The following is a 19436-nucleotide window of genomic DNA, read 5'->3' on the forward strand; positions in this document are numbered from 1 at the left end:
GTTAGCAGACTGTTAACGTTGAGCGCAGCGAAACCGCCATTGAAGCGCGGTTTCGAGATGATCGACCAATCCGACGAATTCGGACGGCGACCTGATGTGATGATCGGGCACTTCGGAGAGGTCGGCGGGCACATGACTGCGCAGCGTCGACCACGACATGAAGACCGACGTGATGCCCAGCGCGTTTGCCCCATTGATGTCGCGCGAGAGGTTGTTGCCGATCATCACCGTCCGCCAGGCATCGTCGCGGGTGAGGCCGGCGGCGGCGAGCGCGGCGTCGAACATGCGGGCATCGGGTTTATGAACGCCGACATCCTCGGAAATGACATGGGCGTCGAAATGGTCCCAGAGGCCGTGATGGGTGAGCATGTTGATAAAGGTCTGGCGCGGCCCGTCGGCGACGAGGATCAGCTTGTGCCCGCGCGCCTTGAGATCGTCCATCATCTGCTTGGCGCCGGGAATGAGATCGGCGCGGACCACGACTTCGCTGCCGGGGCGCTTTTCCTCGGTGCGTTCGTCGATGAGGGTATCGCCGCAATCGAGGAAGATGGCGGCGAAATGATTGTCCCCTGCCCCCAGGCTTGCGAGTTCGGCCTCAACCCTGCCCGGAATCGCGGCCTCCAGTTCGGGCCAGGGCATGAGCACTGGATCGGCATCGGGCCTCTGGTAGCGATGCCGGGGCGCGAAGGCGTCGGCGCGCATCTTGAGGCGCGCAAGGCGATGATCGCGCGGACTGGCCGTGTAAGCGCCGCTTTGGGCGAAGCGATTACCGAGATGGACGCCTTCTATCCCGGCAATGGTGCTGCACAGAAAGCCGAGCTTCTGCCGATCGGCGGTGCTCATGTGGTCGGGGCTGGCCCAATGGGCGTGCTTGCCGGCTTCGGCGTAGACGATCGGGTGGGAAGGCAAGTGGTTCGTGTCCCCCCTCCCCCTTGCGGGGAGGGCCGGGGTGGGGGTGGTTTGGTTATTCGCTGATGGACCCCCGCCCTCATTCCCTCCCCTCAAGGGGGAGGGAGGCGATGGAGCCGCCTCTGAGCCAGCCCCTGCAAATTCAGGCAGGCCGTTGCCGATATCCATGAGCTTGCGGCCGCCATGGGAGGAGGCTTCGACCTTGGTGACTGTCCCGTCTTCGCCGACATGGACCCAGATGTGCTCAAGGTCGTAGAGGTGGCCGATGTCCCAGTCGTAATAGATGGCATATTCGATTGCGAAGGCCCCTTCGGGCGCCACCTCGAACTTGCTCGACGGGGATTTTCCGGGGCTGCGGAAAATGGTCCAGCCATAGGCGTAGGGCCGATAGGGCTCGGCAAGGTCGAGCATGAGTTGCGGGGCATAGCGCGCCGCAAGATCCTGGTCAGTCATGGTCAGGCAATGGCTCCGACGAGGGACAGCTCTTCGGCGAAGTGACACCGCACCTGACGGCCGCCGTCAACCGTCCGCAACGCCGGCACTTCGGCGCTGCATTTCGGCTGGGCATAGGGGCAGCGCGGGTGGAAGGAACAGCCCGAGGGCGGATTGGCGGCATTGGCGATCTCGCCCTTGAGCGGCACGCGCTTGCGGGCGCGATTGCCGCGCGGATCGGGCTGCGGCACGGCGGCCATCAGCGCTTCCGTATAGGGATGGAGGGGTTTGGAGAACAGGGCCTCGGTGGGCGCGACCTCCATGAGGCGGCCGAGATACATGACCCCGACCCGGTCGGAAATATGCTCGACCATGCCCAGGTCGTGGGTGATGAACAGATAGGTGAGGCCGAACTGCTCCTGCAAATCCTGCAGCAGATTGATGTTCTGCGCCGCCACCGACACGTCGAGCGCCGAGACCGCCTCGTCGGCGGCGATGAAGCTGGGATTGAGCGCCAGCGCCCGGGCAATGCCGATGCGCTGGCGCTGGCCGCCCGAAAAGGCATGCGGATAGCGATTGATGAATTCGGGGCGCAGACCCACGACCTTGAGCAATTCGGCGACGCGGTCGCGGATTTCCCCGTCATTGCCCTTTCCGTGAATCAGCATGGGTTCGCCCACCAGCTCCAGCAGGGTCATGCGGGGATTGAGCGAGGAATAAGGGTCCTGAAAGATCATCTGCATTTCGGCGCGCAGCGGTCGCATCTGGCGGTCGGTGAGGCCGGACAGATCGACGATCTCGCCATTGGCGCGGCGGAACAGGATCTGCCCGTCGGTGAGCGAATAGGCGCGCAGCATGAGGCGGGCGACGGTAGACTTGCCGGAACCGGATTCGCCCACGAGGCCGAGCGTTTCGCCCTTCCTGATGTCGAGGGAAACGTCGTCGATGGCCTTGACGTCACCGACATGCTTCTTGAGCCAGCCTTCATGGATGGGGAAATATTTCTTGAGGCCGCGCACCGAGAACAGCACGTCATCGGGCAGGGAAAGGGAGGTCGCCGGCAGATCAGACATTGGCGGGCTCCTGGACGAACTGATCGGCAATGTGGCAGCGCGACATCTGCGCGCCGAAGCGCTTTTCGGGCGGCACCCGCACCTCGCAGAGCCCGGCCACGGCATGGCCGCAGCGCGGATTGAAGGCGCAGCCCTCGGGCACGCTGAACGGATCGGGCACCATGCCGGGAATGGTGGGCAGGCGCCGGCCCTGATCGACCCCGAGGCGGGGAATGGAACGCAGCAGGGCCTGGGTATAGGGATGCTTGGGCGCGTAGAAAATGTCGTCGACCGAGGCGGTCTCGACGATGCGGCCCAGATACATGACCGAGACGCGGTCGGCGATATCGGCGACGACGCCGAAATTGTGGGTGATGAAGATGATCGCCATGCCCAGTTCCGATTGCAGCGATTTCAGCAATTCGAGGATCTGGGCTTCGGTGGTGACGTCGAGCGCGGTGGTGGGCTCGTCGGCGATGAGCAGGCTGGGATCGCAGGAAATGGCCAGCGCGATCATGGCGCGCTGGCGCATGCCGCCGGAAAGCTGGTGCGGATAGGCATCGACCATCTGCGCCGGGCGCGGCATCTGCACTTTTGCCAGAAGATCGATGGCGCGGGCGCGAGCGGCGACCTTGCCCAGCCCCATATGCAATTGCACCGTGCGCATGATCTGGGTGCCGATGGTGTGGACGGGCGACAGGGCCGTCATCGGTTCCTGGAAGATCATGCCGATATGGCGGCCGCGCACCTGACGGATGGCGCGGCTGTTGCGATCGAGACCGGACAGCTCGAAATCCTCGCCGGTGCGGGGGCGGAAACGGATGGAGCCGGTGGGCGGCGCGGCGCGCTTGGGCAGGAGCCGCATGATGGCGCGGGCGGTGATGGATTTACCGGAGCCGCTTTCGCCGACAATGCCCAGAACCTCGCCCTTGTCGACGTGGTAGGAGACGCCGTTGACGGCCTTGACCAGCCCTTCGCGCAGCGGGAAGTGGACATGGACATCATCGAGTTCGAGCAGGCGCTCTGCTGGCATAGGATTTTGGGGCACGGGAGACTTGGTCATGATCTTACTGCCCATAGGGATCGGCCGCGTCGCGCAAGCCATCGCCGAGGAAGTTGAAGGCGAGCACGGTCATCACCACGGCGACGCCGGGTGAGAGCAGCCAGGGCGCCAGCGAAATGGAGCGCAGGTTCTGCGCGTCCTGGAGCAGCACGCCCCAGGAGACCACGGGCGGCCTGAGGCCCAGCCCGAGGAAGGAGAGCGCGGTTTCACCCAGGATCATTTCCGGCACCGCCAGGGTGAGCGCAGCGATGATATAGGAGGTCATCGAGGGCAGCATATGCCTGGTGATGATGCGATATTCGCTGGCCCCGGCTAGGCGCGCGGCCATGACGTAATCCTCGTTGCGGATGGCGAAGAACTGCCCCCGCACCACGCGCGCCACGCTGGTCCAGCCGATCAAGGCCAGGATCAGCGTGATGAGCACATAGACGAAGAGGGGATCCCAGGCGATGGGCAGCGCCGCGGCGAGGCCCATCCAGAGCGGAATGGTGGGAATGGAGCGGATGAATTCCATCAGGCGCTGGATGGAGCCATCGATCCAGCCGCCGAAATAGCCCGAGATCGAGCCCAGCGTCAGGCCGAGCACGAAGGCGAAGGCCACCCCGATGACGCCGGCCGACAGCGTGACGCGGGCGCCATGGATGAGGCGGGAGAAGACGTCGCGCCCCAGATCGTCGGTGCCCAGCAGGTTGATCTGTTCGCGCCTATCGTCGACGCCGAAGAGATGGATATCGGTCTCGAACAGGCCGAAGAAGCGGTAGGAATCCCCGCTATAAAAGAAGTGGATCGGCAGCACGGTTTCCGTATCCGGCCCATAGGTGACGCGGGCCGTATCGGGATCGCGCTCGCGGGCCAGGCCATAGACGAAGGGGCCGACGAACTGGCCTTCGTGGAACAGGTGAATGCCGGTGGGCGGCGCCAGGGTGCGCAGGCGCTGCACCTTGAACGGATCATAGGGCCCGACGAATTCGGCAAAGATCGCCGAGAGCGCCAGGATAACCAGGAACCACATGGAAATGACGGCGAGCAGGTGTTTGGAAAAGCGGCGCCAGATCAATTGCCAGGGCTTGGCGGTGTAGAGGTCTTCCTTGTGGTCCTTACGCTTGGGGGCGGCGATGGCTTGATCGGTCATGATGGGGACCTCACGCGTAGCGGATGCGCGGGTCGAACCACGCCAGGAGAATGTCGGAGATCAGCGTGCCGATGACGGTGAAGACGCTGAGAATGAGAATGAAGCTGCCGGCCAGATACATGTCCTGCATCTTGAGCGCCTGCAAAAGCAGCGGCCCGGTGGTGGGCAGGTTCAGCACCACGGCGGTGATGATGTCGCCCGAGAACAAAGCCGGCAGGGCCCAGCCGACCGTGGAAATGAACGGATTGAGCGCCACGCGGACGGGGTAGTTCCAGACCACCTTGGATTCCGACAGGCCCTGGGCATAGGCGGTTTCCACATAGGGCTTGCCGAGTTCGTCCAGCATATTGGCGCGCATGACGCGGATCAGCCCCGCCGCGCCGCCCGTGGCCAGCACCACCAGCGGAATCCAGAGATGGGCCAAGAGGTCGACGACCTTGGCAAGGGACCAGGGCGCGTTCTGGTATTGCGGCGAGAACAGGCCACCCACATCGAGGTTCATATAGGCGAAGGCCATCCACATCAGCACCAGCGCCAGGAGGAAATCGGGGATGCCCTTGCCCAGGAACCCGAAGACGGTGAAGAAGTGGTCAAAAAAGGAATATTGCCGCGTGGCCGAATAGACGCCGACGGGAATGGCGATGAGCCAGGTGATGACCAGGCTCACCGAGGAAATGGCCAGCGTCAGGCCCAGCCGGTCCCAGATCAGCGAAGAGACCGGGGCATTCCATTCCAGCGAATAGCCGAATTCGCCGCGCAGGACGATGTTGGAAATCCAGCGCCAATATTGCACCAGCATCGGGTCGTTGAGCCCGAATTGCTCGCGCAGCTGCGCTTCCTGGATGGCGGAGATATATTCGCCCGACTGGCGCAATTGCGCGACATAGGCGGTGACGTAATCGCCCGGCGGCAGCTGGATGATGACGAAGGAGATGAAGGAAATGAAGATGAGCGTCGGTATCGCCAGAAGCGCACGACGCAGAATGAAGGCAACCATGATCTATCCTGTCTCCCCTGCCCGGACAGTTCCGGAAATGCCAGGCGCGGCTGGAGCCGCACAAGGCCGAGCGGGCTGCCTTTCGGCAGGAGCATAAGGCCGCGCCCTGCCGGCAGCGGGGCGGGAGAGGCGGCGGACCGCCTCCCCCTTCACGAGGGAACTCTTAATCCTGCTCGATCCAGAACTGGGCCGGATAGGCAATGCCCTTGCCGCGATGCACATCGTCCAGCACCAGCCCGTCGCGCAGATTGTGGAACTTGTTGGAGACGATGATCGGCGCCGGCTCCTCCCCGACCACGCCGATGACCCAGGCATTGCGCACGAAGGTATCGATCATCTTGTTGACCGCCGCATCGGCGACCTCGACGCTGGCCGCTTCCGAGGCTTCGTCCCAATATTTCCACACATCGCGGATGGCGTGATCGGCCGCCGGCTCGACGCCCTCGGCCCCGGCCGTCTCGTACCACTTGAAATATTCGGCGGCGTAGCCGTCATCGCCCATCATGCGGCGCGGATCGGCCGGCACGATCGAGAGGCGATCGAACGGCATCCACTGCATCTGGAAATCGTTGTTGCGACGATTGTTTTCCCACTGGGTGCGATCGATGACGCGGGCCAGCAGCTCGATGCCGACATCGGCATAATTGCCCGAGAGCAGTTCGAGGCTCTTGGAATGGGCCGCGTCATAGGCCTCGATGACGATGGTGAGGCGCTGCCCATCGGGCCGCAGGCGGAAGCCGGCGCTGTCGCGCTCGGTCAGGCCCAGCCCGTCCAGCAATTCATTGGCGCGGTCCGGATCGTATTCGGTGAGATAGGTTTCGAGCTCTTCGTTGAAATAGGGCGAGCCGGTGATCGGGGACACCGAGCGCGGCTCGGCCAGGCCCGAATAGGCCAGCTCGTTGACCAGTTCACGATCCACCGCCAATTGCATGGCTTCGCGGAAATCGAATTCCTCGTAGAGCGTGCGCAGCACCTCGTCCTTGGTATTGTAGTTCGGCATCAGCGACCAGACGGTGGCGCCGATCCAGCGCAGCGTGTGGTAATCCCCGCGCTCCTCGTTCTCGCGGTAGAAGGTGTAATTGGCCAGCTGCATGAAGCGGTTCTGGGCATCGATCTGCCCCTGCGCCACCATGAGGCTGAGCGTTTCATTGTCCTGGAACAGGCGATGGGCGATGCGGTCGATATAGGGGAGCTGGTTGCCCTCCTGGTCGACGGCATAATAATAGGGATTGCGCACCATGGTGACGGTTTCGGCCGGCGCCGGGGTCTCGATCATCCAGGCGGTGATCACCGGCAGGTCCGGATTGAACCACCAGGCGGTGACATTGCCGCGCGACCCCCAGAGGTCGGTCCACTTCTCGACATTGTACTTGGCGGCGGCGGCCTTGAGCTCGTCCTCGCTGGCATATTTGTCGTTGAACTGGCTGAGATAATGCTTCGGCATGATGAAGCTGGGACGATCCAGACTCGGCTCGCCGGTGGAATCCTTGGCCAGGATTTCGAGGAAATAGACGTAAGGCTGGGCGAACCTGACCGTAAAGGTGCGCTCGTCGGCGATGTCGAGCTGCATCGGCACCCCGCCCGGCGCGAAAGTCGGATCGATGGTGGGCACGAGGGCGGGATTGAGGAAGACGTCCTCATACCAGAAGGCGACGTCCTCGGTGGTCACCGGATGGCCATCGGACCATTTCAGCCCCTCGAGCAGGGTGAAGGTGAACTCGGTGGAATCCGCGTTGACCGCGTAGGATTCAATGAAGCCCGGCTCGAGATAGGCGACGCCGTTCTCGTCGGCGGCCCATTTCAGCACGCGCTCTTCCATGAGCTTGGTGGGACCCCAGCGATCGCCCGGCCCATTATAGGCGCGGTGCCAGGTGCCGCCATATTGGCCGACGCTGAGCGCATTGACCACGGTCGGATTGACCGGAAGCCGCTCGTCGACCGGCGGCAGGGCGCCGGCCTCGACCTGCTCGGCCAGCATCGGCGCTTCCTGAAACGCCCAGGCCGGCGCGATCAAAGCCGTACCGGCGAGCGCGACGACCGCGAGGCGCGCGATCCAATTCTTGCCCATCATTTTTCCTGTCCCTCGTGCTTGGCCGGCAATGTCACCATCCGGTGACATACGGCGCGGATAAACCGTCTCCTTGGGCAGCAGATCGTACGTCAAAAATATTTTCACGATCAACCTCCCTTTTTCTCTCGCTCCAGCAGCGGCCCGTACAATTTCCTTGTCTCTTTGCCGCATTTCATGCTGTTACAAGGGCTATCTATGCGCGGCATTGGTCTTTGCGCAATAAGAAAAAATTTGCATTGTATCGTCATTGCGACGCGCGGCGCGCTGGCAGGGGAGAGCTTGAATGGAAGATTGGCCGTTAAATCAGCGCTATAGCCCGCCCCCGGTCCTGACGAATGGCGGGCCACTTTCAGCGCGCAAAAATTCACAAGCTGGTTACTTACGGCTTCTGGTCGAGGCGATGATGGGCGGAGAAGCGCTGCAGCGGCCCGCCCTGGCGCAGCGTATCGGCCTCTCCCGGCTGGCGGTCACCGAATTGCTGGCCGATCTCGAAACGCGCGGCATGGTCCATGTGGACGGGGCGCTGGGCGGCGCGCCCGGGCGCTCCCACCTATCCTATGCGCTGAAAGCCGACGCGGCGCTGGCGCTGGGCTTCGACGTGGGCGGGACCAAGGTGGCCGCCGCCATCGCCGACCTGCGCGGCCATATCCTGGCCGAAAGCGTCGAGCCGACGGCGCAGGACGGCACGGCGGGCCTGGCCGCGCAATTGGACCGCATGGCCGAAAGCCTGTGCGAACGCGCCGGCACGCCGCGCTTCCGGCTGCGCATGGCCGCCATGGGCGTGCCGGCCGCCGTGCATCCGCACAGCGCCGAACTCAGCCTGGCCGGCAACCTGCCGGGCCTGGAAGCCAACAATGCGCGCGCCGCCTTTGCCGAGGCGCTGGGCATCGACGTTCTGATCGACAACGACGTCAACCTGGCGCTGCTGGCCGAGGCCAGCGGCGGGGTGGCCGCCGGGCGGGACAATGTCGCCTTTGTCGCCCTGGGCACCGGCATTGGCGGCGCGCTGATGATCAACGGGCATCTGCTGCGCGGCGCCCATGGCGGAGCGGGCGAAATGGGCTATATGCCGCTCTGGCGGATCGAACCCGCCGGCGTGGCCGCGCTGGAAGACCGGGTCGGGGAAGCCGGCATCCGCCGGGCCTATGTGGCGGCGGGCGGCGACGCCAATCACAGCGTGCGTGACATCTTCGCCGCCGCCGAGGGCGGCCAGGCCATCGCCGTCGCCGTATTGGACGCGGTGAGCGCCGAAGTCGCCCGCGCCCTGCTGGCCATTCTGGCCCTGCTGGATCCTGATATCGTGGTGTTCGGCGGCTCCATCGGCTCCCGCCTCGAATTCATCGCCCGGGTCGAACAGCGCATCGCCGCCGCCTGGCCACGCCCCATCAGCATCGCCCGCAGCAGCACCGGCGGCCGCGCCGGCCTGATCGGTGCCCTGGAACTGGCGCGCAACGCCATGCTCGACGACATGTTCGGACCCATGCCGTGAAGGGAGCAGGTGACCGACAGAGTGCGGATGGGTGTGTGGTAGGGTGGGGGCAGGTTTGGGGTGGAAAGCGGACAGTCAGATATCAGAGCGATAAACACGGAAGCTGACGCTCAACCAGACTTCGTTCGGGTTAGTTCGTTACTCCAGAACAACTGTAACTTGGCGAGCAGCCCGGCAGCGCCTCCAGACTTCGGCGAAAACGCCGACGCACAGCATGCCGGCACCCGCCAGCATGCCCAGCGAAGGCCGCGGCCCAATGGCGCCGAGTGCAACGGACAGGGCAAAAGGTGCCAGGGCCGAAAGCCCGAGCCGCCCCATTCCGATCCAGCCCAGGCGTTTCCCGAAGCCGGCCTTACCGAAGATCGCCAGCGGCAGGGTCCCGGACACGATGCTGAACAATCCGCTGCCCAGACCGAAGACGACGGCGAACGCTACAGCACCGGAGGTCGACGGCGCGGACAGCGCCAGGGTACCCAGCGCAACCGGCATCGTGATCGCGGACACTACTGCCAGCACCGTGGCCGGCAGATCCTTCCCGAACGCCATGTTGATCAGGCGGCTGGCTACCTGCGCGGGCCCGAGCAGCGATGCCACCCATACGCCCGCGGTACCCAGTCCGAGAAGCCCGAGCATGGGTACCATGTGGAACAGCGTCGCCGCCGACACGAAACCGGCGAGAGAGAAACCGAGGACGATCAGGACGAAGACGAGGTTGCCGTTGTCCACCGTCATTAGGGCTGGCACGGCTGTGTTTTCCACCGGGCGGGCGGCCACGATCCGAGCGAATCGGGACAGCCACAGGTGCAGCGGAAGGCATACCGCCAGGTTCAGGCCCGCGAACAGGAAGTAGATTTGGTGCCAGTCCATGGCCTGCAGCAGCAAAGCGGTGAGCGGCCAGAAGATCGTGGAGGCGAAGCCGGCAATAAGGGTCAGGTACGTGATGCTGCGCTGCGCGCGGACACCGGTGGTCTGCGCCAGGAAAGCGAACGCCGTCGAATAGAGCACGAAGGCCGACGCCAGCTCGACCAGGATAATGCCGGCCAGGAATTCTATCGTGCTGCCTGCCAGACCGCAGACAGCCAGAGCGGCCGCCGCGCCGATAGATCCGACCGACATAATCTTGCCGGCACCTAGGCGGTCGGCCAGCCCGCCAGCCCACGGCGAGATAAGGCCTCCGGCCAGCAGCGCCAGCGAGATGCATCCGTATATCCATTCAACTGCCACATTGAGGTCAACGGCAATGCCGGGAGCGAGGATGCTGAAGCTGTAATACAGGGTGCCGTAGCCGATGATCTGGGTGACGCCCAGCGCCCAAATGGCCCCGGCGTTGGAGTGGGTATCGGCCATCGTAACCTAGATCGACTTCAGGCCGACCCGCTCCTCGAGTTTGGCCGCCGCCTCCTTGCGCTCGCTGTAGCGGGAGGTCAGATAGCCGGACACGCCGCGGTTGATCAGCGTGAACTTCACCAGCTCTTCCATGACGTCCACGACCCTATCGTAGTAGGATGACGGTTTCATGCGACCGGCGTCGTCGAACTCCTGGAAAGCCTTGGCGACCGACGACTGGTTCGGAATCGTCACCATTCGCATCCAGCGTCCGAGGATTCGCATCTGGTTCACCGCATTGAACGACTGTGACCCTCCAGATACCTGCATGACGGCGAGCGTGCGTCCCTGGGTCGGCCGGATGGCACCGCCGGGCAGAGGTATCCAGTCGATCTGGGACTTCAGCACCGCCGACATGGCGCCGTGCCGTTCGGGCGACGTCCAGACCTGACCTTCAGACCACAGCATGGCCTCACGCAATTCCTGCACCTTGGGATGCGTGTCGGGCGCGTCGTTCGGCAACGGTAAGCCGTTGGCATGGAAGACACGCACCTCCGCGCCGAACGCCTCGAGCAGACGCTGCGCCTCGAACGTCAGCAGCCGGCTGTAGGAGCGTTCCCGCAGCGAACCGTAGAGCATCAGAATGCGCGGCTTATGCTGCATGTCGGCTGCGGTCAGCCTGGCGAAGTCCGGGACCTCGAAGGCCCCCGGCGCGACGTTGGGCAAATCAGACAAGCCGCTTCCCTTCGGCGTCGATGATGACTTCGCCGTCTTCTTTGGTGAACGGCCCGATATCGGGGTTCTCCAGAATGTCGAGCACGACCTCGGAAGGACGGCACAGGCGGGTACCCACAGGAGTTTCCACGAAGGGGCGGTTCAGTAGGATCGGGTGCGCCTGGATGGCATCTAGCAGCGCGTCGTCGGACACGCCCGCTTCGGACAATTCGAGCTCCTCATACGGCGTATCCTTCTTCCGCATGGCGTCCCGCAGCGACAGGCCGGCCGCAGATACCAGCTCTACGATGCGTTCCCGGGACGGTGGCGTCTTCAGGTATTCCACGACGGTTGGCTCTACGCCGGACTGCCGGATCATGGCGAGCGTATTGCGCGAGGTGCCGCAGTCGGGATTGTGGTAAATCGTGACGGTCATGTTCGGTTTTCCGGATTGATGGGGAGGTCGCTGCCGGTCGGCACGCGCAGGAGCCAGGTCATGAGGGCAAGCGCGATCACCGCGCCTGCTACCTGGGCGCCGATGAAGCCCGGCAGGTCGACGGGACGGATGCCGGAGAAAGTGTCGGTGAACGAGCGGGCGATTGCCACCGCAGGATTGGCGAACGACGTCGACGACGTGAACCAGTACGCAGCGGTGATGTAGAGACCGACCAACATTGGCACGGCCTTACGCTCGAATCGGATGCCGGCCAGGATGACGGCAACCAGGCCGAAGGCGGCGACGCTCTCCGAAATCCACTGGGCACCCCCCGTCCGGACATGGGTCGACGACTGCAGCAGCGGCAGCTCGAACATGGCATGGGCGGCGATGGCGCCAGCGATGCTGCCGACCACTTGCATCAGCGCATACAAGCCTGCGTCCCGGGCGGGAAGCTCACGGCGCAGGGCGAATACCAGCGACACCGCGGGGTTGAAGTGCGCGCCAGAGATAGGGCCGAGTGTGCTGATCAGCACGACCAGAATGGCACCGGTGGCAATGGTGTTCGCGAGCAGCGCCAGCGCCACGTCGTTTGTTAGCGTCTCGGCCATGATGCCCGATCCGACGACGGTCGCGACCAGGGTGCCGGTGCCCAGGGCCTCGGCGGCGAGACGGCGGAGAAGATCGACCATCAGGCGACGTTCGAAGACTTGGTGGTCGTGCCGTCCATGGCACCGATACCCTCGAGCTTCGAATTCAGTGCCATGCGGTCAATGCTGGCGATCGGTAGGTTGATGAAGGCGCCGATCCGGTTGCGGAGGTACCGCAGGGCATCCTCGAACGCAGCACGCTGCTTGAACTCGGAACCGTCGACAGCCGCGGGATCTTCGATGCCCCAGTGTGCGGTCATCGGCTGGCCGGGCCAAATCGGGCAGGTCTCGCCGGCAGCATTGTCGCAGACGGTGAAAATGAAATCCATCTTAGGCGCACCCGGCGCGGCGAATTCGTCCCAGGCCTTCGAGCGCAAGCCCTCGGTCGGGATACCCACCTTGGCCAGGCTTTCCAATGTCAGCGGGTGCACGGCACCCTTGGGCGTCGAGCCCGCTGAGTATGCCCGGAAGCGACCTTGGCCGACATGGTTGAGGATCGCCTCGCCCAGGATGGAGCGAGCGGAATTGCCGGTGCAGAGGAACAGGACGTTGTAGACGCGTTCAGACATGGCTCGACTCCTTCGGAGAGCAGCACGGGGTGAATTCGGCAACGAGTGGTTCGCACAGCTCCGGGCGACCGCCGCAGCAATCCTGGACCAGGAAGCTCGTGATCTCGCGCACGCGGTCAACGACGGCACGGTAGACGATCGAACGGCTATGGCGCTCGCTTTCGATGAGGCCGGCGCGAGAGAGTATGGCTAGGTGGCTGGACATCGTGTTCTGCGGCACTTCGAGGCGGCGCGCGATCTCGCCGGCGGCCAGGCCATCAGGCTCATGCTCCATCAGGAGACGAAACGTATCGAGACGGGTGCTTTGAGATAGAGCAGCAAAGACATGGATTGCGTGGGTTGATTCCATATATCGAGTATTATCGATGTAAAGAATACGGGTCAACCTCTCTGGTGTTTACAGGCAGCTCTTTCGCTGCCGAATGGCCGCTGGCTTCCACAAATAGGGGTTTAGCGACCACAATGGGGTCGGTAGAAGACCGGCAGCAATGGGGTGGAAAACTAACTGGCGGCTCTTGATGCAGGAGGGCTCTAAACCAGACGCCACCTAACGCTAAGTTCCTCTCATCCACCCTCAAGATCGGCGCAACGCTATCGGCCAGCTTACCGCCACAAAGATCAGTCCGACCGCCACCAGCAGGAAGGCCATGCTCAGGCTCCAATGTTGGGCGACGAATCCAATGGCTGCTGGCCCGGCGAGAATGCCTGCATAGCCTAAGGTGGTGATGGCAGCGATGGCGAGACTTGCCGGCATGCGCGTCTGCTTGCCGGCGGCTGTAAACAGCACCGGGACGATGTTGGACGCGCCGATGCCGACCAGAAGAAAACCGATAAAGGCCAGCGGCTGCGCGGGCGCGAAGACGGCAAGGAGGAAGCCTGCCGCCGCCACTAGGCCGCCGGCCACCACGACCTTCATCCCGCCCAGCGTCTTGACGATGCGATCGCCGGCGAGCCGTCCTGCGGTCATGGCGATGGCAAACATGGTGTACCCAAAGCCGGCCTGAGCCGGATCAACCTGGTGGGTGCCGATGAGGAAAAGAGCGCTCCAGTCGAGTATGGCGCCTTCGCCCAGAAAGACAAGGAAACACAGCAGGCCGATGAAGATGACGATGCCCTTGGGCACGACGAACAGCGGCGCGTCGCCCGCCTCGCGATTGCCATAGGACAAGAGGCCCTGGAAGGAAGCGGCGAGCAGCACCACGAGCATGGCGCTGATGGCGAGCGTTGCTGCGAGCGGCGCGACGCCTTGGCCGAGAAGCAGGCTGACCCCGCCGGCACCGATGATGCCGCCCAGGCTGAAGAGCCCGTGAAAGCCGGACATCATGTTGCGACCGCTGTCCTTTTCGACCATCACCGCCTGAATGTTGATGGCAACGTCCACCGTGCCGACGCTGGCGCCAAACACTGCCAGAGCGATGGCCAGGCCCGGCACGGTATCGACGACAGCCAGGAACGGCAGGGCGACGGCGACCGCAATCGCGCTCGTTACGATGATGGCGCGACAGCCGAACCGGCTGGCAAGGACACCGGTGATCGGCATCGCCACGATCGAGCCGAGGCCCAGACAGAGCAGCAGCAGGCCGAGCGTGCCGTCTTCGACACCCACACGCGCCTTGGCGAAAGGGACGAGTGGCGCCCAGGCGGCCATGGCGATGCCCGCGACGAGAAAGACGCCGCGCGTCGCCCATTGTTCCCGGCCTCCTGAGAGGGCGTGATGAATGGGGTGCGGCGCTGTGGTGGTGGACATGCTGTGGCTCGTGTTGCGATTGGGTGTGGTTTCAGACGCGACGGAAAACTGCTCTGGCGGAAAGCGCGATGACCAGCATCGCGCCGCAGAGAAGGAAAAATGCCGTTTGCAGGCTTGAGGCATGCGCGATGAGGCCGATTGCCGCCGGCCCCGCAATGATGCCCACATAACCAACGGTCAGAACCGAAGCGACAGCAAGGTTCGCCGGCATGCGCTTGCTCTTGCCCGTCAGCGTGAAGAGGATCGGCGCGATGTTGGAAACGCCGGCGCCCACCAGCAGGAAGCCGACAAGGGCAGCGGCAGCGGAGGGCAGCAAGAGGCTGGCGAGAAATCCGGCGGTGGCGAGGAGCGCGCTCACGGTCAGCACGGCCAAATCGCCGAAGGCCGTCCGCAATTGATCACCGAGCAGCCGCCCGATCGTCATGGTGATGGCGAAGGCCGTGTATGCGAAGCCGGCGAGGCCGAGATCCGCGTCGTGCGCCTCGACCATGAACAGCGCGCCCCAGTCGAGCACTCCGCCTTCCGCCAGCATAGCAAGAAGGCTGAGGACGCCGATAGCAAGAACGATGCCTTGTGGCACGACAAAGGGGAGTGGCTTGGCGCCGCCCGCGTCGCTGTAGGGCAGAAGACCTGGCCGCGCTGCGACCAGGAGGGCGAGCATGACCAGTGAAACGACAATTGCTGCTGCCAGTGGCGCTACGCCTATTGCCAGCAACAGCGCCATGCTGCCCGAACCTAGGATGCCGCCCAGGCTGAACATGGCATGAAAACCTGACATCAGGGCCTGGTCCGCCTGGCGCTCGACCAGAACTGCCTGCAGGTTCATCGATACCGAGGTGCAGCCCATGACGATGCCGAAGCCAACCAGTGTTGCCGCCATCAGCGGAACATCGGACACGGTCGCAAGAAGCGGCAGCACCAAGCATAGACCAGCCGCAGACACCGTGATGACCTGACGGCAGCCGAAGCGGGAAGTCAAAAAGGCGGTCATCGGCATGGCAAGAATCGAGCCGACGCCCATGCACAACAGCAGCAGGCCCAGCGTGCCCTCGCCGACAGCAAGTCGCTGTTTCGCCAGCGGCACGAGCGGTGCCCAGGCCCCGAGCACGATCCCGCCTAGCGAAAAAATCAGCCTTGTAGCGATCCGCTCATTGCGTCCGGCGAAGATTGCGCCATCCATGCTTGTTCTCCATGCACCGATCACGCTATGACAAAAGATGCGACAACATGCAAGAACGTGCACAAACGAGAAGCAACATGCTGACGGAAGAAAGGCTTGATGCCATCCGGCGAATGCTAGACGACCATGGCAAGGTGCTGGCCAACGATCTGGCAGCCCAGTTCGGCGTGTCTGACGACACGATCCGCCGCGATCTTCGCGAGCTGGCGCGGCTCGGCCATTGTCGGCGCGTCTATGGCGGGGCCCTGCTGCCGGCGCCCGATATCGGAACGCTTGCGGTGCGCACGTCGGACCAGGCCGATATCAAGGCGCGCCTTGCTCGCGCCACCACCGCATTGGTGCGCGACGGCCAGACGCTTTACATTGATGCCGGTTCGACCAATCTTGCCATCGCCAAGGCTCTGCCGAAGGATATGCGGCTAACCGTCGTTACCAATGCTCCGGCCATCGCCACGGCGCTATCGGACAATCCCAAACACACCATCATCGTCTTGGGCGGCCTCTATGATCAGTCCAAGGGCGCCTGCCTCGGCGCCCAGACCATTCGCGAAGCCACAAACATCTTTGCCGACATGTTTATCCTCGGCGCCTGCGGTGTCGACACGGAATTGGGCGTCACCGCGCTCGATGCGGGTGAGGCCGAGATCAAGCGGGTCATGATCGCGCAAAGCAGCCTTCTGGTCATCGCGGCCACCACAGACAAGTTGGGCACGGTCGCGCCCTTCAAACTCGCCGACGCGGCGCGCATCGACCATCTCGTGGTCGAGGACGGAGCCGGGATAGAAGCCTATCGCCAATTCGATATCGAGTTGCACCCTATCTGATCACCGATGAGCCTGCGCCTTGGGCCTGCTTTTGAGTGCGGTCTTTTAATTGGCTTTCGACCGTAACAGGGTCGAAAACGGCCACCAGCGCGTCTGAGGATCTAGGGCGCTTCGGCCCTGCCGCGCGTCTCGAGGATGAACTTGCGCATCATGTGCGCGCATTCCTCGTGATGTGTCTCCAGCAGCAGATGCGCGCCGTCCAGGATATGCGTCTCGATCCGGTCGAGATCGCGAGCATAGGCATCGGCTTCGGCGATATCGTAATAGGGATCGTGGCGGCCCCAGAGCAGCAGCGCGGGGGGCTGATACGCGCGATGATAGGCCGCATAGGCCGGAAAGCGGGCCACATGGGCGCTGTAATCGGCGAAGATGCGGAGCTGGATATCGATACGGCCCGGCCGGCTCATATGCTCCCAATCGAGATGCCAGCCATCGGGCGCGACGAGCGGCACAAGGTGCTCGGGAATGTCGCCGACATAGGTGTGCTTGACCCCTGCAAAATTCAGCCATTCGGGAATTTTCGCCAGGTTTTCGGGGGTGGGATCGGCCCAATAGGATTTGACCAGGTTCCACGGCTCGCCAAGCCCCTCATCATGGGCATTGCCATTCTGGATGATGAGCCCGAGCACCCGTTCGGGATATTTCATCGCCAGGGCACAGGCGATGGGCGAGCCGAAATCGTGGACATAGAGGAAGAAGCGCTCCATGCCGACTTCAGCCAGCAATGCCTCGATGGTGTTGGCCATGGCGTCGAAGGTATAGGGATAATCCTCGGGCGCTTCGGTAAAGCCGAATCCCGGCAGGTCCGGGGCGACGACATGGGCAACCTCGGATAGCGGGCCGATGACATGGCGGAAATAGAATGACGAACAGGGCTGGCCATGCAGGAGCAGCAGCCCCGGCGCGCCGGCCTTGCCCGCCTCCCGGAAAAACAGCTCGACGCCATCGATGGTGACAATGCGGTGCCGGGTTGCGGTAATGGTGTCCATATTCCTTCTCCTGCGCTGCTATGCGAAGCCTGAAAACCGTATAATATGGATATACCGGTTATCACATGATAACATGATAACCTGATAACATCATTTATACGGTTATGTTCCATGGCAGGAAATTCGGATACCGTCTGGACCACGGAGCATTTCATAGGGGGCCATCCGGCGGTCGACCTCACCAATACGGTCTTCACCCGGCACGGGCCGGAGGCGGGCAACGATCTGCTGAACTCGCCGCGGGACGTTGGAAACTGGCTCCGGTTCGCCGGGCTCGCCACCACGGTCCAGGCGAATGCAGTTTCGGCCATTCCATCCCCCGCGTTCTTGCGGAATGTCCGGGCGCTGCGAGAGGCCTCCTTTGCCGTTTTCGACGCGATGGCTGCAGAACGGCCCCCGGCGCCAGAAGCGCTGGGCTTCCTGCTCGCGCGGGCCGCCGAAGGGTTTTCGACGCATAAGCTCACACCGCGCGAAACCTATTCGGCCTCTGAAATCGCGCATTTCGACGACCCCGAAGCCATCCTCGCCTATCTGTCCGCGATCACGATCGAAGCCTCCATTCTGCTGCCCCGGCAGAGATTGCGCGCCTGCCCTCGTTGCGGCTGGCTTTTCGTGGATATTTCACGCGGGGGCAGACGGCGCTGGTGCAGCATGCAGACCTGCGGCAATCGCGAAAAGGCAACGCGGCACCGGCTCTCTTCGATCCAATAGACAGTGATCGTCAGATGGCCCGGACGCTGCCGCGTATCGTGAGCCGGCAGCCCAGCTCCAGCCGGTGCGCCGGCGGATTGAGCGCGGCGTTGACGATGCGCTGCTCAAGCAGGTGCAGGGCCGAGGGGCCCATATGCTCGAGCGGCACGCTGAGCGTGGTGAGCGGGGGCGTGGTGAATTCGCCCAGAGCCACGCCGTCGAAGCCGACAATGGAGACATCCTCGGGCAGCCGGATGCCGGCGCGGCTCAGCACCGGCATGATGCCCAGCGCCAGATTGTCGGCGGCGCAGAAAATGGCGGTGACGCCGCCCATCGTGCCGTCATGGGCGGCGAGCCAGGCCCGGATCGCCTCGGCGCCATATTCGGGCTGGTAGCCATTGGCCAGGTGCACATGGGCCTGTTCGAGCGGCAGGCCATTGGCGCGGAAGGCATCGAGGAAACCGTCGCGGCGGCGGCGGACGGTGGAGCGCCCTTCCCAGGTGAGATGCATGATGTGGCGATGGCCCTGCCCGATCAGCCAATTGGTGGCATAGCGGGCGGCAAAGCGATTGCCGGGGGTGACGCTGTCGACCTGCATTTCGTGGTCCTCGCCATTCATCAGGACAGCAGGAATCTTCGAGGCGGCGATGTCGTGCAGCAGGTCGGGCCGGTCCTCGGACAAGAGCAGAATGCCATCGACCTCGGCGGCGCGGGCCTGTTCGACGACGCGGGCGCCGCTGACATCGGGGCGGTCGATTTCCATCGGCACGACGCGAATGGCCCGGCGTTCGCATTCGCGCGTCAGCGCGCTGAGCAGGGTCCAGGAGAAGAGATTGATCTCGCTATGGGGCAGCGTGTCGGAGGGCACGGCCAGCAGCACGCTGCGCAAGACGGCGATGGCCGCCTTCTCGCGCCGCCGCGCCAGATAGCCCAGGCTATTGGCCGCGTTCAGCACCCGCTCGCGCACCTCGGCCGAAATCGGCGCCGTGCCGTTGAGCACATGCGAAACCGTGGACACCGCGACATCGGCGGCCTCGGCTATGTCCTTGATGCCGACTTTGCGGCTGGGGTCGCGCGCCAATTGGGAGTTTCGCTCTCTTGCACTGTTCCGTTTCAGTCCTCATTGCCCGGCTTGTCCGGGCCATCCATCTTCCCTGCGCTATCCC

General features: G+C 63.7%; 19 protein-coding genes. 3 read left to right on the forward strand and 16 right to left on the reverse strand.

Translation table 11 applies throughout. The features are described from left to right. Positions 1-12: 12 nt before the first annotated feature. The 6 genes from A3840_RS19870 to A3840_RS10620 all read right to left on the reverse strand — a co-directional run bounded on the left by A3840_RS19870 (position 13) and on the right by A3840_RS10620 (position 7656). Positions 13-1362 carry an HAD family hydrolase gene (locus A3840_RS19870; RefSeq protein WP_205633362.1) on the reverse strand — a complete coding sequence of 450 codons (1350 nt, stop codon included), beginning with the start codon at positions 1360-1362 and terminating at the stop codon, positions 13-15. A 2-nt stretch (positions 1363-1364) separates the two neighbouring features. Then, the gene (locus A3840_RS10600; RefSeq protein WP_067456017.1) at positions 1365-2414 is read right to left on the reverse strand and encodes an ABC transporter ATP-binding protein; all 1050 of its coding nucleotides are present in this window, start codon (positions 2412-2414) and stop codon (positions 1365-1367) included. Continuing rightward, positions 2407-3456 (reverse strand): ABC transporter ATP-binding protein, encoded by a 1050-nt coding sequence (locus A3840_RS10605; protein WP_205633363.1) that lies wholly within the window; start codon positions 3454-3456, stop codon positions 2407-2409. The genes A3840_RS10600 and A3840_RS10605 overlap by 8 nt, the downstream gene beginning before the upstream one ends. Positions 3457-3460: 4 nt before the next feature. After that, positions 3461-4588 carry an ABC transporter permease gene (locus A3840_RS10610; protein WP_067456025.1) on the reverse strand — a complete coding sequence of 376 codons (1128 nt, stop codon included), beginning with the start codon at positions 4586-4588 and terminating at the stop codon, positions 3461-3463. 10 nt (positions 4589-4598) lie between these two features. Next, on the reverse strand, positions 4599-5585 hold the full coding sequence (locus tag A3840_RS10615; protein WP_067456028.1) for an ABC transporter permease: 987 nt from the start codon (positions 5583-5585) through the stop codon (positions 4599-4601). Positions 5586-5748: 163 nt separating this feature from the next. After that, the gene (locus tag A3840_RS10620; RefSeq protein ID WP_205633364.1) at positions 5749-7656 is read right to left on the reverse strand and encodes an ABC transporter substrate-binding protein; all 1908 of its coding nucleotides are present in this window, start codon (positions 7654-7656) and stop codon (positions 5749-5751) included. A 400-nt stretch (positions 7657-8056) separates the two neighbouring features. Here A3840_RS10620 and A3840_RS10625 point away from each other — a divergent pair, with 400 nt between their 5' ends. Then, positions 8057-9145, forward strand: coding sequence for an ROK family protein (locus tag A3840_RS10625; protein WP_067456031.1), 1089 nt, complete (start codon positions 8057-8059; stop codon positions 9143-9145). Between the two features lie 138 nt (positions 9146-9283). Here A3840_RS10625 and arsK read toward each other — a convergent pair whose 3' ends face one another. The 8 genes from arsK to A3840_RS10665 all read right to left on the reverse strand — a co-directional run bounded on the left by arsK (position 9284) and on the right by A3840_RS10665 (position 15767). Continuing rightward, positions 9284-10492, reverse strand: a complete 1209-nt coding sequence (gene arsK / locus A3840_RS10630; RefSeq protein WP_067456034.1) for an arsenite efflux MFS transporter ArsK — start codon at positions 10490-10492, stop codon at positions 9284-9286. Positions 10493-10498: 6 nt separating this feature from the next. After that, positions 10499-11206, reverse strand: coding sequence for an arsenical resistance protein ArsH (gene arsH / locus A3840_RS10635; protein ID WP_067456037.1), 708 nt, complete (start codon positions 11204-11206; stop codon positions 10499-10501). Beyond that, positions 11199-11621 carry an arsenate reductase (glutaredoxin) gene (arsC, locus tag A3840_RS10640; RefSeq protein ID WP_067456040.1) on the reverse strand — a complete coding sequence of 141 codons (423 nt, stop codon included), beginning with the start codon at positions 11619-11621 and terminating at the stop codon, positions 11199-11201. Before arsC ends, arsH begins: the two co-directional genes overlap by 8 nt. Beyond that, a complete protein-coding gene (locus A3840_RS10645; RefSeq protein ID WP_067456043.1) occupies positions 11618-12313 on the reverse strand; it encodes an aquaporin in 696 nt (231 codons plus the stop codon). Before A3840_RS10645 ends, arsC begins: the two co-directional genes overlap by 4 nt. Next, on the reverse strand, positions 12313-12840 hold the full coding sequence (locus A3840_RS10650; protein ID WP_067456046.1) for an arsenate reductase ArsC: 528 nt from the start codon (positions 12838-12840) through the stop codon (positions 12313-12315). The genes A3840_RS10645 and A3840_RS10650 overlap by 1 nt, the downstream gene beginning before the upstream one ends. Further along, entirely contained in the window at positions 12833-13189 is a 357-nt protein-coding gene (locus tag A3840_RS10655; RefSeq protein ID WP_067456049.1) for an ArsR/SmtB family transcription factor, read from the reverse strand. The genes A3840_RS10650 and A3840_RS10655 overlap by 8 nt, the downstream gene beginning before the upstream one ends. A gap of 225 nt (positions 13190-13414) precedes the next feature. Beyond that, positions 13415-14587, reverse strand: coding sequence for an MFS transporter (locus A3840_RS10660; protein WP_067456052.1), 1173 nt, complete (start codon positions 14585-14587; stop codon positions 13415-13417). Between the two features lie 31 nt (positions 14588-14618). Next, on the reverse strand, positions 14619-15767 hold the full coding sequence (locus tag A3840_RS10665) for an MFS transporter (RefSeq protein ID WP_067456055.1): 1149 nt from the start codon (positions 15765-15767) through the stop codon (positions 14619-14621). 77 nt (positions 15768-15844) lie between these two features. Here A3840_RS10665 and A3840_RS10670 point away from each other — a divergent pair, with 77 nt between their 5' ends. Beyond that, positions 15845-16591 (forward strand): DeoR/GlpR family DNA-binding transcription regulator, encoded by a 747-nt coding sequence (locus A3840_RS10670; RefSeq protein WP_067456058.1) that lies wholly within the window; start codon positions 15845-15847, stop codon positions 16589-16591. Between the two features lie 101 nt (positions 16592-16692). Here A3840_RS10670 and A3840_RS10675 read toward each other — a convergent pair whose 3' ends face one another. Next, positions 16693-17580: an alpha/beta fold hydrolase gene (locus A3840_RS10675; RefSeq protein ID WP_067456061.1), complete on the reverse strand. Its 888-nt coding sequence runs from the start codon at positions 17578-17580 to the stop codon at positions 16693-16695. 111 nt (positions 17581-17691) lie between these two features. Between A3840_RS10675 and A3840_RS10680 the strand changes: the two genes are divergently transcribed. After that, the gene (locus A3840_RS10680; RefSeq protein ID WP_067456064.1) at positions 17692-18291 is read left to right on the forward strand and encodes a CGNR zinc finger domain-containing protein; all 600 of its coding nucleotides are present in this window, start codon (positions 17692-17694) and stop codon (positions 18289-18291) included. Between the two features lie 10 nt (positions 18292-18301). Here A3840_RS10680 and A3840_RS10685 read toward each other — a convergent pair whose 3' ends face one another. Further along, positions 18302-19351 carry a LacI family DNA-binding transcriptional regulator gene (locus tag A3840_RS10685; RefSeq protein WP_067456067.1) on the reverse strand — a complete coding sequence of 350 codons (1050 nt, stop codon included), beginning with the start codon at positions 19349-19351 and terminating at the stop codon, positions 18302-18304. Between the last annotated feature and the right edge of the window lie 85 nt (positions 19352-19436).

The organism is Devosia elaeis (assembly GCF_001650025.1).
Classification (GTDB): Bacteria; Pseudomonadota; Alphaproteobacteria; order Rhizobiales; family Devosiaceae; genus Devosia; species Devosia elaeis.